At 62.8% G+C, this 18,764-nt stretch carries 21 protein-coding genes; 10 read left to right on the top strand and 11 right to left on the bottom strand.

What is annotated here, in order from left to right:
- Positions 1–190 precede the first annotated feature (190 nt).
- From PQ627_RS00670 to PQ627_RS00660, 3 genes are read right to left on the bottom strand one after another with little or no spacing between them, the layout of a single operon-like run.
- Positions 191–1,135, bottom strand: coding sequence for a COX15/CtaA family protein (locus PQ627_RS00670; protein ID WP_274257824.1), 945 nt, complete (start codon positions 1,133–1,135; stop codon positions 191–193).
- 34 nt (positions 1,136–1,169) lie between these two features.
- Entirely contained in the window at positions 1,170–1,934 is a 765-nt protein-coding gene (locus PQ627_RS00665) for an ABC transporter permease (protein WP_274257822.1), read from the bottom strand.
- The gene (locus PQ627_RS00660; protein ID WP_274257820.1) at positions 1,931–2,896 is read right to left on the bottom strand and encodes an ABC transporter ATP-binding protein; all 966 of its coding nucleotides are present in this window, start codon (positions 2,894–2,896) and stop codon (positions 1,931–1,933) included. Before PQ627_RS00660 ends, PQ627_RS00665 begins: the two co-directional genes overlap by 4 nt.
- 110 nt (positions 2,897–3,006) lie before the next feature.
- Between PQ627_RS00660 and PQ627_RS00655 the strand changes: the two genes are divergently transcribed.
- The 6 genes from PQ627_RS00655 to PQ627_RS00630 are packed head-to-tail and all read left to right on the top strand — an operon-like array spanning position 3,007 to position 8,176.
- A complete protein-coding gene (locus PQ627_RS00655) occupies positions 3,007–3,825 on the top strand; it encodes a helix-turn-helix transcriptional regulator (protein ID WP_274257818.1) in 819 nt (272 codons plus the stop codon).
- A complete protein-coding gene (gene sufB / locus PQ627_RS00650) occupies positions 3,825–5,300 on the top strand; it encodes a Fe-S cluster assembly protein SufB (RefSeq protein ID WP_144658782.1) in 1,476 nt (491 codons plus the stop codon). The genes PQ627_RS00655 and sufB overlap by 1 nt, the downstream gene beginning before the upstream one ends.
- A gap of 2 nt (positions 5,301–5,302) precedes the next feature.
- Positions 5,303–6,607, top strand: a complete 1,305-nt coding sequence (gene sufD / locus PQ627_RS00645; protein ID WP_262274976.1) for a Fe-S cluster assembly protein SufD — start codon at positions 5,303–5,305, stop codon at positions 6,605–6,607.
- Between the two features lie 37 nt (positions 6,608–6,644).
- Positions 6,645–7,001, top strand: coding sequence for a non-heme iron oxygenase ferredoxin subunit (locus PQ627_RS00640; protein WP_144658784.1), 357 nt, complete (start codon positions 6,645–6,647; stop codon positions 6,999–7,001).
- A 43-nt stretch (positions 7,002–7,044) separates the two neighbouring features.
- On the top strand, positions 7,045–7,830 hold the full coding sequence (gene sufC, locus PQ627_RS00635; protein WP_274257816.1) for a Fe-S cluster assembly ATPase SufC: 786 nt from the start codon (positions 7,045–7,047) through the stop codon (positions 7,828–7,830).
- Between the two features lie 13 nt (positions 7,831–7,843).
- Positions 7,844–8,176: a metal-sulfur cluster assembly factor gene (locus PQ627_RS00630; RefSeq protein ID WP_144658786.1), complete on the top strand. Its 333-nt coding sequence runs from the start codon at positions 7,844–7,846 to the stop codon at positions 8,174–8,176.
- Positions 8,177–8,272: 96 nt separating this feature from the next.
- Here the strand turns inward: PQ627_RS00630 and ypfJ are convergent, their stop codons facing one another.
- Entirely contained in the window at positions 8,273–9,175 is a 903-nt protein-coding gene (ypfJ, locus tag PQ627_RS00625) for a KPN_02809 family neutral zinc metallopeptidase (RefSeq protein ID WP_274257814.1), read from the bottom strand.
- A 61-nt stretch (positions 9,176–9,236) separates the two neighbouring features.
- Here ypfJ and PQ627_RS00620 point away from each other — a divergent pair, with 61 nt between their 5' ends.
- Together PQ627_RS00620 and PQ627_RS00615 are read left to right on the top strand one after the other, a co-directional pair.
- A complete protein-coding gene (locus PQ627_RS00620; protein WP_274257813.1) occupies positions 9,237–10,628 on the top strand; it encodes a class I adenylate-forming enzyme family protein in 1,392 nt (463 codons plus the stop codon).
- Positions 10,621–11,814 (top strand): thiolase family protein, encoded by a 1,194-nt coding sequence (locus PQ627_RS00615; protein ID WP_274257811.1) that lies wholly within the window; start codon positions 10,621–10,623, stop codon positions 11,812–11,814. Before PQ627_RS00620 ends, PQ627_RS00615 begins: the two co-directional genes overlap by 8 nt.
- A gap of 4 nt (positions 11,815–11,818) precedes the next feature.
- On the opposite strand, the gene PQ627_RS00610 is transcribed toward PQ627_RS00615, so the two are convergent.
- The 3 genes from PQ627_RS00610 to PQ627_RS00600 are packed head-to-tail and all read right to left on the bottom strand — an operon-like array spanning position 11,819 to position 13,829.
- Positions 11,819–12,448 carry an energy-coupling factor transporter transmembrane component T family protein gene (locus PQ627_RS00610; protein ID WP_144658790.1) on the bottom strand — a complete coding sequence of 210 codons (630 nt, stop codon included), beginning with the start codon at positions 12,446–12,448 and terminating at the stop codon, positions 11,819–11,821.
- Entirely contained in the window at positions 12,445–13,182 is a 738-nt protein-coding gene (locus PQ627_RS00605) for an energy-coupling factor ABC transporter ATP-binding protein (protein WP_274257810.1), read from the bottom strand. The genes PQ627_RS00610 and PQ627_RS00605 overlap by 4 nt, the downstream gene beginning before the upstream one ends.
- Complete coding sequence (locus PQ627_RS00600) at positions 13,179–13,829, bottom strand: biotin transporter BioY (protein WP_274257809.1); 651 nt, start codon at positions 13,827–13,829, stop codon at positions 13,179–13,181. The genes PQ627_RS00605 and PQ627_RS00600 overlap by 4 nt, the downstream gene beginning before the upstream one ends.
- Before the next feature lie 276 nt (positions 13,830–14,105).
- On the opposite strand from PQ627_RS00600, the gene PQ627_RS00595 reads away from it, so the two are divergent.
- Entirely contained in the window at positions 14,106–15,704 is a 1,599-nt protein-coding gene (locus PQ627_RS00595; protein WP_274257807.1) for an ABC-F family ATP-binding cassette domain-containing protein, read from the top strand.
- Between the two features lie 13 nt (positions 15,705–15,717).
- Here PQ627_RS00595 and PQ627_RS00590 read toward each other — a convergent pair whose 3' ends face one another.
- Genes PQ627_RS00590 through PQ627_RS00575 form a run of 4 tightly spaced genes read right to left on the bottom strand, consistent with a single transcriptional unit; the run spans position 15,718 to position 17,826 of the window.
- A complete protein-coding gene (locus PQ627_RS00590; protein WP_274257805.1) occupies positions 15,718–16,203 on the bottom strand; it encodes a YbaK/EbsC family protein in 486 nt (161 codons plus the stop codon).
- On the bottom strand, positions 16,187–17,053 hold the full coding sequence (locus tag PQ627_RS00585; RefSeq protein WP_274257803.1) for an SURF1 family cytochrome oxidase biogenesis protein: 867 nt from the start codon (positions 17,051–17,053) through the stop codon (positions 16,187–16,189). The genes PQ627_RS00590 and PQ627_RS00585 overlap by 17 nt, the downstream gene beginning before the upstream one ends.
- Positions 17,054–17,326 (bottom strand): hypothetical protein, encoded by a 273-nt coding sequence (locus PQ627_RS00580; RefSeq protein WP_144658796.1) that lies wholly within the window; start codon positions 17,324–17,326, stop codon positions 17,054–17,056.
- Positions 17,323–17,826 (bottom strand): DUF3099 domain-containing protein, encoded by a 504-nt coding sequence (locus PQ627_RS00575; protein ID WP_274257799.1) that lies wholly within the window; start codon positions 17,824–17,826, stop codon positions 17,323–17,325. The genes PQ627_RS00580 and PQ627_RS00575 overlap by 4 nt, the downstream gene beginning before the upstream one ends.
- A gap of 154 nt (positions 17,827–17,980) precedes the next feature.
- On the opposite strand from PQ627_RS00575, the gene PQ627_RS00570 reads away from it, so the two are divergent.
- Positions 17,981–18,706 carry a beta-ketoacyl-ACP reductase gene (locus tag PQ627_RS00570; RefSeq protein ID WP_144658798.1) on the top strand — a complete coding sequence of 242 codons (726 nt, stop codon included), beginning with the start codon at positions 17,981–17,983 and terminating at the stop codon, positions 18,704–18,706.
- Positions 18,707–18,764 lie beyond the last annotated feature (58 nt).

Below are 18,764 nucleotides of genomic sequence, written 5' to 3'. Positions count from 1 at the left end.
AGTGTATCTAGTAGCCAATCCGGCATCCCGGCCAACACGGCTGCGGCATGGACGTCTGTGAGGACGTCAGTGGTGGACTCGGCGCCTTAAGAAACGCTGTCACAACGCAGCGTGGTTCGGTTGGCCACCCTTATGGCGGCCAACCGAACCACGGCAATCGGACAAACTCCGCCTACACGAACGTGCGCGGCTAGCCGACCGGACTGTGCTTGGCCACATCCGCGGCGTTCGTAGCTGCGCTCATCAGGAGTGCAGCACCGAGCATGTGGGCACCCACCAGAAGGGCGGGAATGCCGTTGTAGTACTGGGTGAATCCGATGGCCGCCTGAATCAACGTGACGCCCAACAAGAGGTGGGCAGCAGTGCGGAACGGACCGCTGATCTTGCGCCAGACAACCAGGAAAACGGCGAACAACGTCCCGGCTGTGATGAGGTACGCAGGAATCGCGTGGATGTGTGAGAAGAGGTCCCAGTCGAGGTCGTTCCTCGGAGCATCGGCGTCACCTGCGTGCGGGCCGGCGCCTGTAACCACGACGCCGAGCATCACCGAGAGCGCTGAGAATACGGCAACCGCCATCATCACGGGACGCGTCACAGCAGGCAGTGCGGGCAGTGTCCGGTTCATGAAATGGCCTGTGCGCCCGTAAGCCCGGTTGACCAGCAGGGTGGCGAAGACCACCAAGGCCATGGAAACCAGGAAGTGGAGTCCAACGACCCAGGGGTTGAGGTTGGAGAGAACTGTGATGCCGCCAATGACGGCCTGCGCCGGGATGCTGGCAAGGAGGCCGAGGGCCAGCAGGAAGAGGTCACGGCGCTGCTTGCGGAGGTTCCACAGGTACACCAGCATCAACGCGGCGACGGCGGCCAGGGCGAACGTCAGAAGGCGGTTGCCGAACTCGATGAAACCGTGGATTCCCATTTCGGGCGTATTCACCAAGGAGTCGCTGGTGCAGCGGGGCCAGGTGGGGCAGCCCAGGCCTGACGCCGTGAGCCGCACAGCCCCTCCGGTCACCACCAGGATGGTCTGCCCGATAAGGGACAACATCGCCAGCCGGCGTACGGCGGCATTGACTTCGGTCGGAAGCTTGGACGTCCATTGCTGGACGGTTTTCGGGAGGCGCGATGCCGTGCTCACAGTTTTCTCGCTTCTTAGTTCTGTTCGGATGTGCTTAGTTCCACTTGAACCAGCGGATGGCTGCTGCGCCGGCCACGACAGTCCACAGCAGGAGGACAAGGACAGCAGGGAGGGATACCGTGCCAAGCAAAAACGCATCGCGCAAGCCTTGGCCGAGGGCGCCCGAAGGCAGGAAATGCACAATGCCCTGCAGCGCGGCCGGGAGGCGGTCCGCCGGTACAACGATTCCGCCCAGCGCGCCAAGCAGGATCCAGAGCAAGTTGGTGATGGCAAGCGTAGCCTCGGGCCGAACGGTGCCTGCTACCAGCAATCCCAAAGCAGTGAAGGCTGCTGCGCCGAGGACCAGCAGGCCCAACCCTGGAAGCCAGGCTTCCGCACGGGGCTGCCATCCGAGGAATCCGGCCACCGCCCCCACTACCAGGACCTGAAGGCAGAGGACCACCAGCACGGCAAGGATCTTTCCTGCAATAAGCCCGCCCTTGCCAAGCGGCGTGGTGGACAGGAACCGTAGAACTCCGTAGCGGCGATCAAACCCTGTGGCAATGCCCTGTCCGGTGAAGGCGGTTGACATCGCACAAAGGGCCAGGATGCCCGGCGTCGCGGTATCAACGCGTGAGGCGCCGGGGCCATCCAGCAGGGGAGTGACGACCAACCCCACCAGTGCCATCAGCGGAAGGACAACGGCCAGAATCAGTTGTTCACCGTTGCGAAGCATGGTGATTGTTTCGTATCGACCCTGCTGCATGATGCGGCGCGGCAAGGATGCCGGCCCTGCGTTGGGAGTCAGAAGCCCGCTCATCGCAGATCCCTTCCGGAGATATCGAGGAAGACGTCTTCCAGGCTCCGCGCTTCGAGTCGGAGCGAGGCCGGCATAATGTTCCGTTCCGCCCACCAGGCCGTCAGGCGTGCGAGGTCGGTGGGAGTAATGGCGCCCGTTATGGAGTAGCTTCCGGAACGCGATTCGGTGATGCGGAGCCCGCCGTCAACGACGCCGGTGAAGTCCAGTCCGGCAGGGGCATCAAAGTACAGGGTCCGGTCCGACGACGCCGGGTCGGCTGAGTGGTCGTGCCTGAGGAGCTCGGCCACGGTCCCTTCGGCCACGTTATGGCCGCCGTCGATGATGTAGACGTAGTCCGCCAGCCGTTCGGCGTCGTCCATCAGGTGCGTAGTCAGCACAATACCCATGCCGGCATCGCGCAGTTCGGCGATGAGGTCGAAAACCATTTGCCTTGACTGCGGATCCAGACCGGCGCTGGGCTCATCGAGGAACAGGATCTCGGGGTTTCCCACCAGTGCCGCCGCCAACGCCAGCCGCTGTTTCTGGCCGCCCGAAAGCCGCCGCACACCGGTCCTGCTGAATTGGTTGATGCCCAGCCGTTCGACCAAGGCGTCGACATTCATCGGGTTGTTGTACATGCCGGCGACGTGCCGCAGCAGCGGGATGGGACGGGCCGACGGCGGCAGGCCACCGTCCTGGAGCATCACACCTACCCGGGCGCGCAACTGGGCACTTGCGGTATCGGGATCCGATCCGAGGAGGGAGATCTTGCCGCCCGTTCGCTTTTGCAGGCCTTGGGCGCATTCGAGAGTGGTGGTCTTTCCGGCTCCGTTGGCACCAAGAAGGGCGGTGATCTGGCCACGCTCAGCCACCAGGGAAAGTCCACTGACCACCCGAAGCATTTTGCCGTCCAGGGAAGCCAAGGGGCCTACGTCCTTGATGAGTCCATCTATGATGAGGACGGGAGATTCGGGTGATCGCACCAAAGTATTCTACGTGAAGTAGTACGGTCACACTTTGCGGCGAAGCCAAGGTCAGTCTTGCCTTACTGGATGCATGAAACAAATTACGACATGATTGTGTTGTGTATTCCATGAGCAGTCCTATATCCATGCCTCCAAAGCGGCATGCTGCAACGGCAGAGGCCTTGAGTGCCCCGTCGTTGCCGGACGCGGATGACCGCACGCGGGACCGCGTCCTGAGCGCTGTCCTCGAGAATGGTCCGGTCAGCGCTGCCGAACTGGGGGATCTTCTAGGGTTCACACCTGCTGCTGTCCGCAGGCACCTGGACCACTTGGAGCGCAGTGGCGTGATCGAGGTCAAAAGGGTCGCCAAGGCCGGTTCAGGCGCCGGACGTCCTGCACGCCGCTACGTGCTCAGCTCCCAGGGGCAGTCCAAGTTGGGCGATGATTACCTGAACATCGCGAGCTCTGCCCTCAAGCGCCTGCAGGAGCTTGCAGGCGAAGACGCAGTCCGGGAATACGCCGAAGAGCGTTTCGCGGAGATGGAACGCCGTTACGCACCTGAGGTCCAGGCGGCCGGTGATGACATCACGGCGCGTGCCCTGGCGTTGTCCAAAGCCTTGAGCCGCGACCGCTTCGTAGCCTCCGCCCATTCGATCGAAGCCAAAGCTCCCTTGCCCGCGGCTTTGTCCAGTGTCCAGCTTTGCCAAGGACATTGCCCCATCCAGCAGCTCGCTGCCCAATTTCCGGTGTTCTGCGATACCGAAACCGCAGTGTTTTCCCGGCTGGTCGGCGTCGATGTCCGCCGGCTGTCCACCTTGGCGCAAGGCGGTCACGTCTGCACCACCCACATACCTACCGGGCGACCGGCTGCCACAGTGCTCCCAGGCACTGAAGCGCAGACCGGAAACCTGTCCCAGGAATCAAACAACCAGCAAGAAAGGCCGTGATGACGGGTCAATTAGCTGAAGGAACAGCAGAGAAGGCGGTAGCTGACGGCACTGTAATCTCGGAGATTCTGGAAAAGAATCCCGAGCTGCACGGTATCGGCAACTACGAGTACGGCTGGGCCGACAAGAACGACGTTGGCGCCAATGCCCGTCGTGGCCTCGACGAGGAGGTTGTCCGTGACATCTCCGACAAGAAGAGCGAGCCCGAATGGATGCTCGATCTGCGCCTCAAGGGTCTGAAGTACTTCGACCGCAAGCCCATGCCCACCTGGGGTGCAGACCTCTCGGGCATCGACTTCGACAACATCAAGTACTTCGTGCGCTCCACCGAGAAGCAGGCAGCCACGTGGGAAGACCTTCCCGAGGACATCCGGAACACCTACGAAAAGCTGGGTATCCCGGAAGCTGAGCGCAGCCGCCTGGTATCCGGTGTCGCGGCCCAGTACGAGTCCGAGGTTGTCTACCACCAGATCCGCGAAGACCTGGAGGCCCAGGGCGTAATCTTCCTGGACACCGACACCGCTTTGAAGGAACACCCGGAAATCTTCCAGGAGTACTTCGGCACCGTCATCCCCGTGGGCGATAACAAGTTTGCTTCGCTGAACACGGCCGTTTGGTCCGGTGGCTCGTTCGTGTACGTTCCCAAGGGTGTCCACGTGGATATCCCGCTGCAGGCCTACTTCCGCATCAACACGGAGAACATGGGCCAGTTCGAGCGCACGCTCATCATTGCTGACGAAGACTCCTACGTGCACTACATCGAGGGCTGCACGGCTCCGATCTACACCTCGGATTCGCTGCACTCGGCTGTTGTGGAGATCATCGTGAAGAAGGGCGCCCGCGTCCGCTACACGACCATCCAGAACTGGTCCAACAACGTGTACAACCTCGTCACCAAGCGCGCCATCTGCGAAGAGGGCGCCACCATGGAATGGGTCGATGGCAACATCGGTTCCAAGGTGACCATGAAGTACCCGGCTGTTTACCTCGTTGGCGAGCATGCCAAGGGTGAAACCCTCTCCATCGCATTCGCCGGTGAGGGCCAGCACCAGGACACCGGTTCCAAGATGGTTCACATCGCTCCGAACACCAAGAGCTCCATCATCTCCAAGTCGGTGGCCCGTGGCGGGGGCCGTGCGGCCTACCGCGGCCTGGTACAGGTCCGCGAAGGTGCCAAGCACTCGGCCAACACCGTCCGTTGCGACGCCCTCCTGGTGGACACCATCTCGCGTTCGGACACCTACCCGTACATCGACATCCGTGAGGACGACGTCGTACTGGGCCACGAGGCAACCGTTTCCCGCGTCAGCGAAGAACAGCTCTTCTATCTGATGTCCCGCGGCATGCCGGAGGACGAGGCAATGGCCATGATCGTGCGCGGCTTCATCGAGCCGATCGCCCGTGAACTGCCCATGGAATACGCCCTCGAGCTCAACCGCTTGATTGAACTTCAGATGGAAGGATCCGTCGGTTAACAATGACTGATATCACTACTGAAAAGGCACGCATCGGCGCGCCCTCAGCACAGCCCTTTATCGACGGCTTCACCGAAGAAGGCGAGAACCTCTCGCCCATCAACGCGGACAGCCCGACGGCGGCACAGCCCTCCAGCGGTCCTCTAGCCGGTGCTTCGGCGAAGGGTCACTCGCACGGTGGCGGCGTTGGCGTCCCGGACAGCTCCCGCGCCGGCCGCCTCACCTCATACAACGTTGAGGACTTCAAGGCACTGACCGGCTTGGAAGAGGACTGGCGGTTCACCCCGCTGCGCCGCCTTCGCGGGCTGCACAGCGAAGCCCTGACCGGCGCTGCTCCCGCTGTGTCCGTCAACGCTCCCGAGGGCGTGACGGTTGAGACCGTCGGCCGCGATGACCAGCGCATCGGCCAGGCAGGTATTCCCGAGGACCGCGTCTCCGCGAACGCCTGGGCAAACTTCAAGGAAGCCACCGTCATCACGGTTCCCTCGGAGACGTCCCTTGAGTCGGAGATCACCGTAACCCTCTCGGGCGCCGGTACGGATGCCGCTGCCCAGCACGTTGTGGTTGTGGCTGAGAAGTTCTCCAAGGCCGTCCTGGTCCTGGGCCATGAAGGTTCTGCGGTTGTTTCCGAGAATGTGGAGATCGTCCTTGAGGACGGCGCCGAGCTGACGGTTGTCTCGCTGCAGGAGTGGAACGACGATTCCGTCCACGCTTCATCCCAGCAGGCGAAGATCGGCCGTGACGCCAAGTTCAAGCACATTGTGGTCAGCCTCGGTGGCGACCTCGTCCGCGTTACGCCGACGGCCCGCTTCGCAGCTCCCGGCGGCGAAGTGGAGCTCTTCGGCCTGTACTTCGCCGACGCCGGCCAGCACCTTGAGCACCGCACCTACGTTGACCACGCGCAGCCCAACTGCGTCTCCAACGTGCTCTACAAGGGCGCACTCCAGGGCAAAGGCGCGCACACCGTGTGGGTTGGTGACGTCCTCATCCAGAAGAACGCCGAAGGCACCGACAGCTACGAGAAGAACCAGAACCTGGTGCTGACCGATGGCTGCCGCGCGGACTCCGTTCCCAACCTGGAAATCGAAACGGGCCTCATCGAGGGAGCTGGCCACGCCAGCGCCACGGGCCGCTTCGACGACGAGCACCTGTTCTACCTGATGGCCCGCGGCATCCCGGAAGATGTCGCCCGTCGCTTGGTAGTCCGCGGCTTCCTCAACGAGATCATCCAGAAGATCAAGGTACCGGCCATCGAAGAACGACTGACCGACGCCGTTGAGCGCGAGCTCGCCGAAACCGACAACTAACGTCCACCAACAACCAGGACAGGCCAACAGGACAAGCATGAGTGATCACATCAAGGGCGAATTGGTGTGCAACGCCAATGACATCAAGGTCAAGCAGGCGTTGCGCGTCCTGATCGATGACTACCCGGTAGCCATCGTCAAGGACTCGATGGGCGAAATCCACGCCGTCGGAGACACCTGCTCGCACGCTGACATCTCCTTGTCCGAGGGAGAGGTCGAGGGCTGCGCAATCGAATGTTGGGGGCATGGTTCCCAATTCGATCTGCGCAGTGGCCAGCCGCTCCAGTTGCCTGCCTACGATCCGGTCCCTGTTTTCGCCGTCACCATCGATGGCGAAGACGTGTACGTGGACGTGACCAACGTTGTGAACGGCGCTCCTGTCAACAATTACTGAGCGCCCAGTACCGCCAGACTTACGAACGGAAAGAAAGAAGAGCATGTCTACTCTTGAGATCAAGGACCTGCACGTCAGCATCGAGACGGAGCAGGGCACCAAGGAGATCCTGAAGGGCGTCAGCCTGACCATCAGGACCGGCGAGACCCACGCGATCATGGGCCCCAACGGTTCCGGCAAGTCCACCCTTGCTTCCACCATCGCCGGCCACCCGCGCTACACGGTCACCAGCGGCAGCATCACCCTGGACGGTGAAGACGTCCTGGAGATGAGCGTCGACGAGCGTGCCCGCGCCGGCGTCTTCCTGGCCATGCAGTACCCGGTAGAAGTTCCGGGTGTCACCATGACCAACTTCCTGCGTACGGCCAAGACCGCGATCGACGGCGAGGCACCCGCCCTGCGCACGTGGACCAAGGACGTCAAGGCAGCCATGCAGCAGCTGCGCATCGATGCCGACTTCGCCCAGCGCAACGTCAACGAAGGCTTCTCCGGTGGCGAGAAGAAGCGCGTCGAGATCCTTCAGCTCGAGCTCTTCAAGCCCAAGTTTGCTGTCCTTGACGAGACCGACTCCGGCCTCGACGTCGACGCGCTCAAGATTGTCTCCGAAGGTGTCAACCGCGCACACGCCGAAGGCAACATGGGTACCCTGCTCATCACGCACTACACCCGCATCCTCCGCTACATCAAGCCGGACTTCGTCCACGTCTTCGTCGACGGCAAGGTTGTTGAAGAGGGCGGCCCCGAGCTCGCAGAGCGCCTCGAAGAAGAAGGCTACGACCGCTACGCCGCAGGTGCCGGCGTCGCTGTTGCTCCTGCCGCACAGGCCTAGTTAGGATCACCTTATGACCGAAATCAACGCTGCGCGCACCAGCCTCGAGGACGTCGAGGAAGCGCTTAAGGACGTCATCGACCCCGAGCTTGGGGTGAACGTCGTGGACTTGGGCCTTTTGTACGGCCTGAAGTACTCCGACGACGACGGCGCCCTCCTGATCGACATGACCCTCACCACTGCGGCCTGCCCGCTGACGGACGTGTTGGAAGAACAGGTTGGCAAGTCCTTGGACGGCATCGTCGATGACTGGCGCCTGAACTGGGTATGGATGCCGCCATGGGGTCCGGAACGGATCACCGACGACGGCAAGGACCAGATGCGGGCCCTCGGCTTCAACATCTGATCAACGGCTTAGCCTGCTGAAAGGCATAAAGGAAGGGGTCCGGGTATTGCACCCGGAACCCTTCCTTGTTTGTTAGGCAACATCCCGCGGGACAAGCTATGGCGTGGCAACCCCGAAGGTGTCGCACTTGTTGATGTCACCGGTGCTGTAACCCTGTGAGAACCATTTCTGACGCTGCGCGCTGGAGCCATGGGTCCACGACTCGGGCGAAACCCGCCCGGTTGCGGCCTGCTGGATCCTGTCGTCGCCCACCGCGGAAGCAGCAGACAACGCGTCCTGCAGATCCTGCTGCGTGATGGGATCCAGGAAGGGCTTGCCGGTTGCGGGGTCGGCCTGCGTGGAGGCGTAGCGCACCCAGAGGCCGGCGTAGCAATCGGCCTGCAGCTCCACTCGCACTCCGCCGGACTGGGGACCTTGAGGATCCTGCTGTGCGCGGTCGAGATTGCCGAGAATGTTTTGAATGTGGTGTCCGAATTCATGGGCCACAACGTACTCCTGGGCCAGCGGTCCGCCCGAGGATCCGAAGCGCGTTACCAGTTCGTCAAAGAAGCCCGGATCAAAGTACGCCTTGACGTCGGCAGGGCAGTAGAAGGGACCGACAGCCGTTGTGGCCTGGCCGCATCCGGTGCTCGTTACTTGGTCGAAGATGACAGTTCCGGGCTTGGAGTATTTCACGTTGTACTGGGCGAGGTAATCGGGCCAGAAGGCGTTCAGGCTGTTGACCGTTCCGGTGATCCGGCAGTCGAGCCGTTTGTCGGCGTCGGCCCCGGTCTTGCATTCCTGCACACCTCCGGAACCACTGCCGCTGTCGATGGCAGGAGGCGCTGTTCCGCCGCCGAGGTCCCCCAGGATATTGGGGTTGATACCGAAGAGGGCCAAGAGCAGCACTACGATGCCTCCGCCGATGCCACCACCGATCTTGGTCCCCCTCCCCACACCACTGCCACGTCGGTCCTCCACTTGGGACGGGTCAAGCTGCGCGCCATCATTGAAACTCATACAGCCAGAATAGACGTCACTTTTGCTGCCGGGCGCCGGACACTGCCGTAAAATTGGCTGGATGCCTTTCCTGGACAAACTCAACCTCTGGGCTGATGAGCGCCCGCACGACACCGCTGTCGTCGTGGGCACCAGCCGGATTACCTGGGCCGGACTTCGAGACGCAGCAACGCAGCTCTTGAGTGCCACCGGAGCCACCACAGTACTTGCCGAGCCCAACTCGGTTCGCTTCGTTGAGCGGTATGCCGCCGCAGTCGCGGGGGAGCGGCGATGCGCTGTCCTTGACCCTCACTGGCCCGCACCCATGATCGAGGAAGTTGCCTCCCGTATCGTCGACTCCGGGCCTGCTGCGGGGGACAGTCTTGGCGACGGAGATCCTTCGAGCACCTTCCTGGTTGGCCTGACGTCAGGCACCACCTCCGTGCCAAAAGCCTTTACCCGGTCCCGGCGCTCGTGGCAGGTCTCGTTCGAAGCTTCCATTGAGTTCTTCGGACTCTCTCCAGATGACCACACCTTGGCGCCGGGGCCTCTCTCGGCAAGCCTTAATCTTTATGCCTTGTCCGAGTGCCTTTATGCTGGCGCCGCCTTCCACACCCTTGACTCATTCGATGTGGGGGACGCACACGCGGCCATCAGCCATGACGGCATCACCCGCTTGGTGCTGGCACCCACCATGCTCCGCCTGCTGAGCGAAAGGGGCTTGGCCGGTGACGTGGATGCCTCGGGAATCCGCAGCATCATCTGTGCCGGATCGAAGCTGGACGCACGCACCTTGGGGGCCGCCCGTCGATGGGCACCCCATGCCGCCATCTATGAGTACTACGGCGCGTCGGAGCTGAGTTTCGTGTCCGGGACGCGCCTGTCCGCCGGTGAGCCGCTCGATGCCGGGGGCACAGGTATCGGAAGCCCGTTTCCCGGCGTGGAACTGCGCATCCTTGACGATGCCGGTCACGCCTTGCCTGACGGATCGCACGGCAACATCAGCGTACGCAGCGGCATGGTCAGCAACGGCTACCTTTGGGGCGACGACGGCCAGGCCTTGCGATGCCTCGACGGTTGGTACACCGTAGGGGACCAGGGCTACGTGCAGGACGGAGTGCTCCACATACTTGGCCGCCGATCGGACATGATCGTCACGTCCGGGAAGAACGTGTATCCCCATGAGGTGGAACTGGCCCTGGCCTCCGTTCCGGGCATCGAGGTTGCGGTCGCCGCCGGCGCACTTGACGATGTCCGCGGGCAAAAGGTGATCGCCGGCGTCGTTCCTGCCTATGGTGCCGTGACAGCCACGCAGCTCCGCACGGGTCTTGACGGCCTTTTGGCGCGGGACAAATGGCCGCTGCAGTATTACCTGCTGTCCGAGCTGCCGATGACCGACCGCGGAAAAGTCAGCCGCAAAGTGCTCCTGGACTGGATCAAGAACCACGACCCGCGGGCCCAAATCCTTGGCTAACGCAGCGTCGGAAACCGACCCGTCCCGCCTACCCGTCATCATCGCTGCCCTCCGGACGCCGATTTGCCGGGCCAACGGGCAACTCAAACACCTCGCCGCCCCTGAATTGCTGGCGCCTGTGCTGGGGGCGCTGCTGGAAACAACAAGTTTGGACCCGGCGGACATTGACGACGTCATCATCGGCAATGCAGTGGGCGGCGGCGGTAACCTCGCCAGGTATGCCGCGCTTGAGGCGGGCCTGCCCGTCACCGTGCCTGGAATCACCGTCGACCGTCAGTGCGGTTCCGGCCTGGACGCCATCGCCTTGGCATCGAGGCTTGTGGCTGCCGGCGGTGATCCGGTGTTCCTTGCCGGCGGCGTCGAAAGCATCAGCACGGCCCCGGCCCGGGCCAACAGGAACGACGACGGCGGCCTGGACTTCTATTCACGGGCCACCTTTGTCCCGCAACAGTTCGGCGACCCGGACATGGGTGTCGCTGCGGAAAATGTCGCCAGGACCTTTGCCGTCACCCGCGAACAGCAGGATGAGTATGCCCTGCGCAGCCATCGGCGCGCCGTCGAGGCTGCGGCAACGGGCAAGTTCTTCGACGAGATCGTCCCGCTGGCTGGCGCGCGTGCGCCGGTAACTGCCGACGACGGCCCCAAGGCGACGCTGCGGCCCGCCCTCATGGGCCGGTTCCCGGCGGCGTTCGTTCCCGGGGGAACCGTCACGGCAGCAAATTCCTGCTTCGACGCCGACGCGGCCTCCGCCGTCGTCATTACGTCCCTGGCCCGGGCACGCACCCTGGGTGCGGTGGACGGCTTGGAAGTGCTCGGCAACGATACCGCCGGAGTTGATCCGGAACTGCTTGGGATCGGGGCAGCCTACGCCGCCGAACGGCTGCTCGCCAGCCACGGGATGTCAGCCGAAGCCCTGGACCTGGTGGAGTTCAATGAGGCGTTCGCCTCGCAGACCATCGCGTGCTTGGAACATGTTGGTGTTGATCCTGTAAAGGCCAATCTGGAGGGCGGTGCGTTGGCACTGGGGCATGGTTACGGTGCGTCCGGCGCGGTATTGGTAACCCGCCTATTGGCGCAGGCCCGCGCACGGTACCAGGAGACAGGAACAGCTGCCCTCGCATTGGCGATGATCAGTATCGCCGGAGGTATGGGCACCGCCAGCCTCCTGCGCTACACCCGGTTGTAGTCCCTCACGGTCTTTCCTCCGCCTCTCCCAATCCGCGTGCGGCCAAGGCGTCGCCGGTTTGCCTGGCGTATGCCACAGTGGTGATGAACACCGGCAGGACCAAAGCCCGCGGATTCCTCTCCAGGCCGCGGGCGCGGGCCGAGTCCCGCACGTCGGCAAAAGCCCCGGCGATAAACGGAATGCTCCTGAGCATCACCGCGATGGTCAGGGCGAAGCGCTCCGGGTCGGCGCCGAACCGGCGGAATGGAGTGGCAAGGGAAACCACCCCGTCCAACAGTTCCTGCACGGGTGTGGTGACTGTCAGCAGGGATGCAGCCACCACACAGACGAGCACGTTGAGCACGATGCGGGCCGCTGTGGGACCGCCCAGCTGCCACCACTGGAAGAGGCCTATGGCCAGCAGTATGGGCGCCACTGTCCAAAGGGTGCGCAGCAATCGCTTGATGCCTGCGCCGCTGAGAAGGAACAGCAAGGACATCAGCACAAAGGCGGCAAGGGAGACCGCCCAGTCCACAATCAGGAATGAGGCCGTCCCGCAGGCCACGACCACCAGGAACTTCAGCCAGAGGGGAGCGCGGTGGAGAAGGGAGTTTCCTGGAACATGGTTCGCCAACAGGAAGCCATGGCCCCTCATGGCAGCGTTCCATTCAACGGCAGCCCATCGACGGAAGCTGCGCATAACGCACGGTAACGCTCGACGCCTTCGGCCGCGCCGCCGTCGAACACTATGCGGCCCTCTTCCACCACCAAGACCCGGTCCATGTCCAAGGCCAAGTCGAGGTCATGTGTTGACATGATGACCTGCTGCTCCAGTCCGGCTATGGTCCGGCGCAAAAGCTCCCGGTTACGCAGATCCAGAAGTGTAGAGGGCTCATCGAGAACCAGAACCCCCGGATCGACTGCCAGTACCGCAGCCAGCGCCAACAGCTGGCGCTCCCCGCCAGAGAGCTCGTAGATACTCTGGTCTGCCACTCGGAGAAGGCCAAAGCGGTCCAGCACCTCTTCGGCGCGGGTGGCCCGTTCTGTGGAGTTCTTGATGGAGCGGCGCAGGGACAGCTCAACGTCTTCCCTGCCCGTCGGCATCACCAGTTGCGACAAAGGATCCGTGAAGACAAAACCAACATTCGCCCGGACCCGCCGCACGTCTGAGAGCGTGTCGCGGCCATGCACCACGACGTTTCCCTCAGAAGGCTCCACCAGGCCGTTCAGGAGCCGCAGAAGAGTGGACTTACCCGACCCATTGGCACCAATGACACCAATCCGACGCTCTTTGAGCTCCAGGGAAACATCCTGCAGGAGTGTTTTGGGCATATCGCTGGAGTCTACGGCGACACGCACCGAGACTCCGCGGAAATTGATGGTTTTCATGACCTCTTCTTGACCCGGCGCACCAGGACGTCGGGGAAAGCCTTGTGGATGGCCAACGCGATGACCACCGCCAAGACGTTCTTGAGGGTATCTCCTGGAAGGAAGGGCAGGTCGGCCAGGAGTGCCTTGCCGAAGTCGAGTTTCGCGTTGACCATCATGCCCACGATGCCCAGGCCGTGGACGATTACGATGCTGCTGGCCATGGCTGCGGCAAAGAGCCACAGTCCCCGGTACTTGACCGTCCTGCGGATCACGACCCCGGCAAGGTAGCCGACGGCCGCTGCCGCCAGCGGGAAAGCGATGATGTATCCCGCAGAGGGTCCGGCGAGGATCCCCAACCCGCTGCGGCCGCCGCTGAAGATGGGCAAACCTGCCAGGCCCAAGAGCACATAAAGCCCGACGGCGGCAAAACCGCGACCGGCGCCAAGAACCAGTCCGCTCAGCATGACGGTCAGGGTCGCCAGGGTGATTGGCACCCCAAGAGCCCCCACCGGAATGCCTGGAACGATCGACGACGCCGCCACGAGGGCGGCGAAAACGGCGATGAGGCCAAGGTCGGTTGCGTTCCAGCGTTTGCGTGTGGCGGCGGGCCGCACGGTGACGTTCGCGGAAGTGGCGTCGGCGGCGGCCGGGTCGGTCTTGCTCATGACAGGTCCTAACGGATCAAAGTGGTGCGATGACGAGTGGTTGTTTCCCCTGGGATCGAGAATACGGATGCGGAGCGATGCGGATTTTGGAGCCACCCTACAACGGTGTTCGGTCGAACTTTGGACGTTGACACAATTTCCGCTGCTTGAGGAGGATGTCTACCCGCGTCCAGGGTGCCGGTAGACTTGGACAGGCTGTTCTCACAGCCATACCCCGCCGCAGTCACTGGGCCCACCGGCCCCGCAGGCGTTCCCCATTGAAAGGCATCACCCGAATTGATTACCGTCCAGGAACTCGAACTCCGCGCCGGCGCACGCCTGCTCATGGACCAAGTCAACTTCAGGGTGGACAAGGGCGACAAGATCGGCCTTGTCGGTCGCAATGGTGCCGGCAAGACAACCCTCACCCGCGTACTGGCCGGAGAGGGTTTGCCTGCTGGCGGAAAAGTGACCCGAAGTGGCGAAATTGGCTACCTGCCTCAGGATCCGAGGACCCCGGACATGGAGCAGCTCGCCCGGGACCGCATCCTCTCGGCACGGGGCCTGGATGTGGTTGTTGGCAAACTCAAGAAGGCACAGCAGGAAATGGCCAGCGAGGACGCGGCAGTCCAACGCAAAGCCATGAGCCGCTACGATCGCCTCGAAGCCGAATTCCTGGCCGGCGGCGGGTACGCCGCCGAGGCCGAAGCAGCCGCGATCTCCTCCAACCTCGCACTGCCTGAGCGCATCCTCAACCAGCCGCTGAAGACCCTCTCCGGTGGTCAACGCCGTCGTGTCGAGCTTGCCCGTATCCTGTATTCCTCAGCTGAGACCCTGCTGCTTGATGAACCCACCAACCACCTGGACGCGGACTCCATCACCTGGCTTCGCGACTTCCTGAAAGACCACCAGGGCGGCCTCATCGTGATCAGCCACGACGTTGAACTGCTCGAGGCCACCGTCAACAAGGTCTACCACCTGGACGCCAACCGGGCCCAGATCGACTACTACAACATGGGCTGGAAGCGTTACCTTCAGCAGCGCGAAACCGACGAACGCGCCCGCAAGCGTGAGCGGGCCAACGCCGAGAAGAAGGCACAGGTCCTGATCGACCAGGCCAACAAGATGCGAGCCAAAGCCACCAAGGCTGTTGCGGCACAAAACATGGCCAAACGCGCCGAGCGGCTGCTTGGCGGACTCGAGGCAGTTCGTGAGAACGATCGCGTGGCGGCGCTGCGCTTCCCGGATCCTTCGCCTTGCGGCAAGACGCCGCTCACCGCCGAGGGCCTGAGCAAATCCTACGGTTCCCTCGAAATCTTCACGGACGTGGACCTTGCCATCGACCGTGGTTCCAAGGTGGTCATCCTGGGACTCAACGGTGCGGGCAAGACCACCCTGCTGCGCATGCTGGCCGGGGTAGACAAACCCGATACCGGCGACATCATCCCAGGTCACGGTCTCAAAGTGGGCTACTACGCCCAGGAGCACGAAACGCTGGATCACGAACGCACCGTACTGGAAAACATGCGGTCCTCGGCACCGGACATGAAGGACGCCGAAGTGCGGGGCATCCTGGGGTCGTTCCTGTTCTCGGGAGACGACGTCGACAAGCCCGCAGGAGTGCTCTCCGGCGGTGAAAAGACGCGTTTGGCGCTTGCCACCATCGTGGCATCCAGCGCCAACGTGCTGCTCCTGGACGAGCCAACCAACAACCTTGACCCGGCCAGCCGCGCAGAAATTCTTGGCGCGCTCAAGAACTACACCGGCGCTGTCGTCATGGTCAGCCACGACGAGGGTGCTGTGTCAGCGTTGAACCCGGAGCGCGTCGTGCTCCTTCCGGATGGCGTCGAGGACCACTGGAACGAGGATTACCTGGACCTCATCACGCTGGCCTAAGCCCAGCTACGGGTTACCGGACGCGGAGTTCTTCCGCGCCGGTAATCCGGGCCAAATCCCGGTAGGTGATCGAGAACATCGAGTGGTGGTCTCCGGCGCCTGCCCAGAGCACTGGGTGTTCCCGAAGCGAGGCGTCCAGGATAGTCCTTATCGGCGCTGGATGGCCCACGGGCGCAACTCCGCCCACCTCCTGGCCTGTATGCTGCAAGACGAAATCCGGCGTGGCCCGGCGGATCTTTGCCGTCCCCAACTGGGCCGCCACGAGGGCCGTGTCCACTTTGGCCGCGCCGCTGGCGAGGATGAGCAGCGGCCCGCCGTCGAGTTCGAAGATCAGGCTGTTGGTAATAGCGGCGACGTCGCATCCCAGGACCGTCGCAGCTGCTGCCGCGGTGGGCACTTGCGTCTCAAAGATCCGGACAGTGTCGTCAACGCCTGCTGTGGTCAACGCCGACTTGACGTTCAGGACAGGAGCCGGAATGTTCTCAGTAGCCTTGGGCATCCAGGATGGCGTCTTCCTCTTCCTCCGATGTTGGCCGTTTGCCCTTCCGGGGTGCTGGAGCACGCTTGCGCGCTACCGCTCCGGCGGCCACGATCTGCTCGTCTTCTTCGTCCTCGGCATCGATGGCAGCGTTGCGCGCCTGCTGACGCGCGGCGTAGCCGAACCCGATAAACATCAACACCCCGAATGCGAACCACTGCAGGGAGTACGACAGGTGGGTTCCCTCCTCGGTGGCCGGTTTGGGGAACGGGGTGGGCATGGGCTGCACGGCGGGGTCTTCACTGGCGAGCTGCCCATAGGCGCCGGTGGCGATGGGATACGGGAGTTCCGTGGCAAAGCTTGCCAGGTCGATGGAGGCGAGCTGGCCCTCCACCGCTCCACGGTCCAACTTTGGTTCGGCCGGTTTCAAGCGGGCAATCACGGTGACCTCACCTACGGGAGGCGCGGGGACGACGTCGGGACGGCCAGGAGTGTTGTTGCCGATCGGCAGCCAGCCGCGATCGATGACTACTGCTTCGCCGGTAGTCAGGCGGAAGGGAACCACGACGTCGTAACCTGGCTGGCCGTTCAACGGACGGTTACGGACTACCCGCTGCCCTTCGGTGTCGTAGGAGCCCCGCAGCTGAACCTGGGTCCACTCCCGCTCGGGATCGAGCGAACCGAACTGGTCCTTGATCTCGGCATAGGGGACCGGTGTTGCCGAATAGTTGGTGACAACCCGGTTGATTTCGGCCAATGTCTCCGCCCGCCGGTCCATCTGCCAGCGGCCAAGGAACACGCACGCTGTTGCGAAGATCACGGCCAAAACGAAGTACCCCAGCCATTTGCTGGAGAAAAGGAACCGATACATTCAGTGAGCCTCGTTCACTGTTGAACCGTCCGCGAAAGGGACGGTCTCTTTCCAAAGCCCACGGGTCTGCAGATACTCTTCAAGCCATTCCCGGTGGTCCCCGCAGGAAAGCCACACCTTGCGCCGCTCAGGGGTGTGGATGCGCGGATTGTTCCACAGGAGTTGCCACTGGGCATCCTGGCGGCACCCTTTCCGGGAGCACATGGCCGTTCCCGTGGCGCGCGCCGATTCCTGGTCGGCCAAGCCTGCGCCGCCAAGGTTGAAGATATTCATGAAGCCGCCCGTTCGTCGCCGGGTTGCCCGGCCTGTCCTGCATGTTTTTCCGTGTCTGGTTCCGCTCCGCCGTCGGCAGGCGCGTCATCGACCAGCTCGCCCTGAAGCACCGTTGGCGCCCCATTCTCCGGGTCATCCGCGGGCTCATCCGAACGTTCGATTTCGGGAACCGCAACGTAATCGAGGAGGGAGTCGCTGGGCGCCTCGGCTTTGTCGTTGCCGTTGGCAATGACCACGGCGAACCATGGCAGGAAGACAGCGCCTGCGATGGCGATGATTTTGAACCAGCCATCCACCACGAAAATCAGGATGATGCAGACCATGCGGATGCCCATGGCGACGGCGTACTTGATCATCCGCTCGCGCATATCCTCGGAGTGGGCAGCAGCTGCGTCGGTGATGCTGTGGACTTCGGGGTCGCTGGAAACAGCGTCCGGTTCCCCGGGCACCCGCTGCAGGGGACTGTTCTCTCGTGTCACAGCTGAATCATCACGCTCCAAAGGCCTCTTCCAATTCTCTCACCAACGTCCTGACCGCCCAAACCCGCGCAGCTGGCTGGTTACCCGCGCGTCGCTTCAGCCGACGGATAAGATCGGAACAGGAAAATCCCACTTCACAGCGGCCTTCGATGACCGCAGAACCTGGAGCGAAAGTATGTCTGAAGCAGTATCCACCGGTCGCAGCGTCCTGATTACTGGCGGCAACCGCGGCATCGGACTGGCCATTGCCGAGTCCTTCCTTGCCAACGGCGACAAGGTAGCTGTTACCTATCGCAGTGAAACAGAGCTGCCTGAAGGAATCCTGGGGGTCAAGGCAGACGTCACGGACGAGGCTTCGATTGATGCAGCCTTCAAGACAGTTGAAGAGGCACACGGCCCGGTCGAGGTACTCGTGGCCAATGCAGGCATCACCAAAGACACGCTGCTGTTGCGGATGAGCGAGGACGATTTCACCTCGGTACTGGACACCAACCTGACCGGGGCGTTCCGTGTGATCAAGCGCGCTTCCAAGGGAATGATCAGGCTTCGCAAGGGTCGCGTGGTCCTCATCTCTTCCGTCTCCGGCCTTTACGGGGCACCAGGCCAAATCAACTACTCCGCGTCAAAGGCCGGCATGGTGGGCATCGCACGGTCGCTGACGCGTGAGCTGGGCAGCCGGGGAATCACCGCCAATGTGGTGGCGCCCGGGTTCATCAACACCGACATGACCGCCGAACTGCCCGAAGAGACCCAGAAGTCCTACCTCGCCAACGTTCCCGCGGGGCGTTTTGCTGAGGCCTCGGAGGTAGCCGACGTGGTGCGCTGGGTAGCCAGTGACGAAGCCGCCTACATCTCCGGTGCGGTCATTCCTGTCGATGGCGGCCTCGGCATGGGCCACTGACCCACTACCCGGGACCGTAGTAATTGTCCGGGGTCAACAAAGGATTTCGTGGCTGCCG

It is taken from the genome of Paenarthrobacter sp. AB444 (genome assembly GCF_028736865.1).
In the GTDB taxonomy this organism is placed as follows: domain Bacteria; phylum Actinomycetota; class Actinomycetes; order Actinomycetales; family Micrococcaceae; genus Arthrobacter; species Arthrobacter nicotinovorans_B.
The sequence above is the reverse complement of the archived record's forward strand: the minus strand, read 5'-3'. Positions and strand labels throughout refer to the sequence as shown.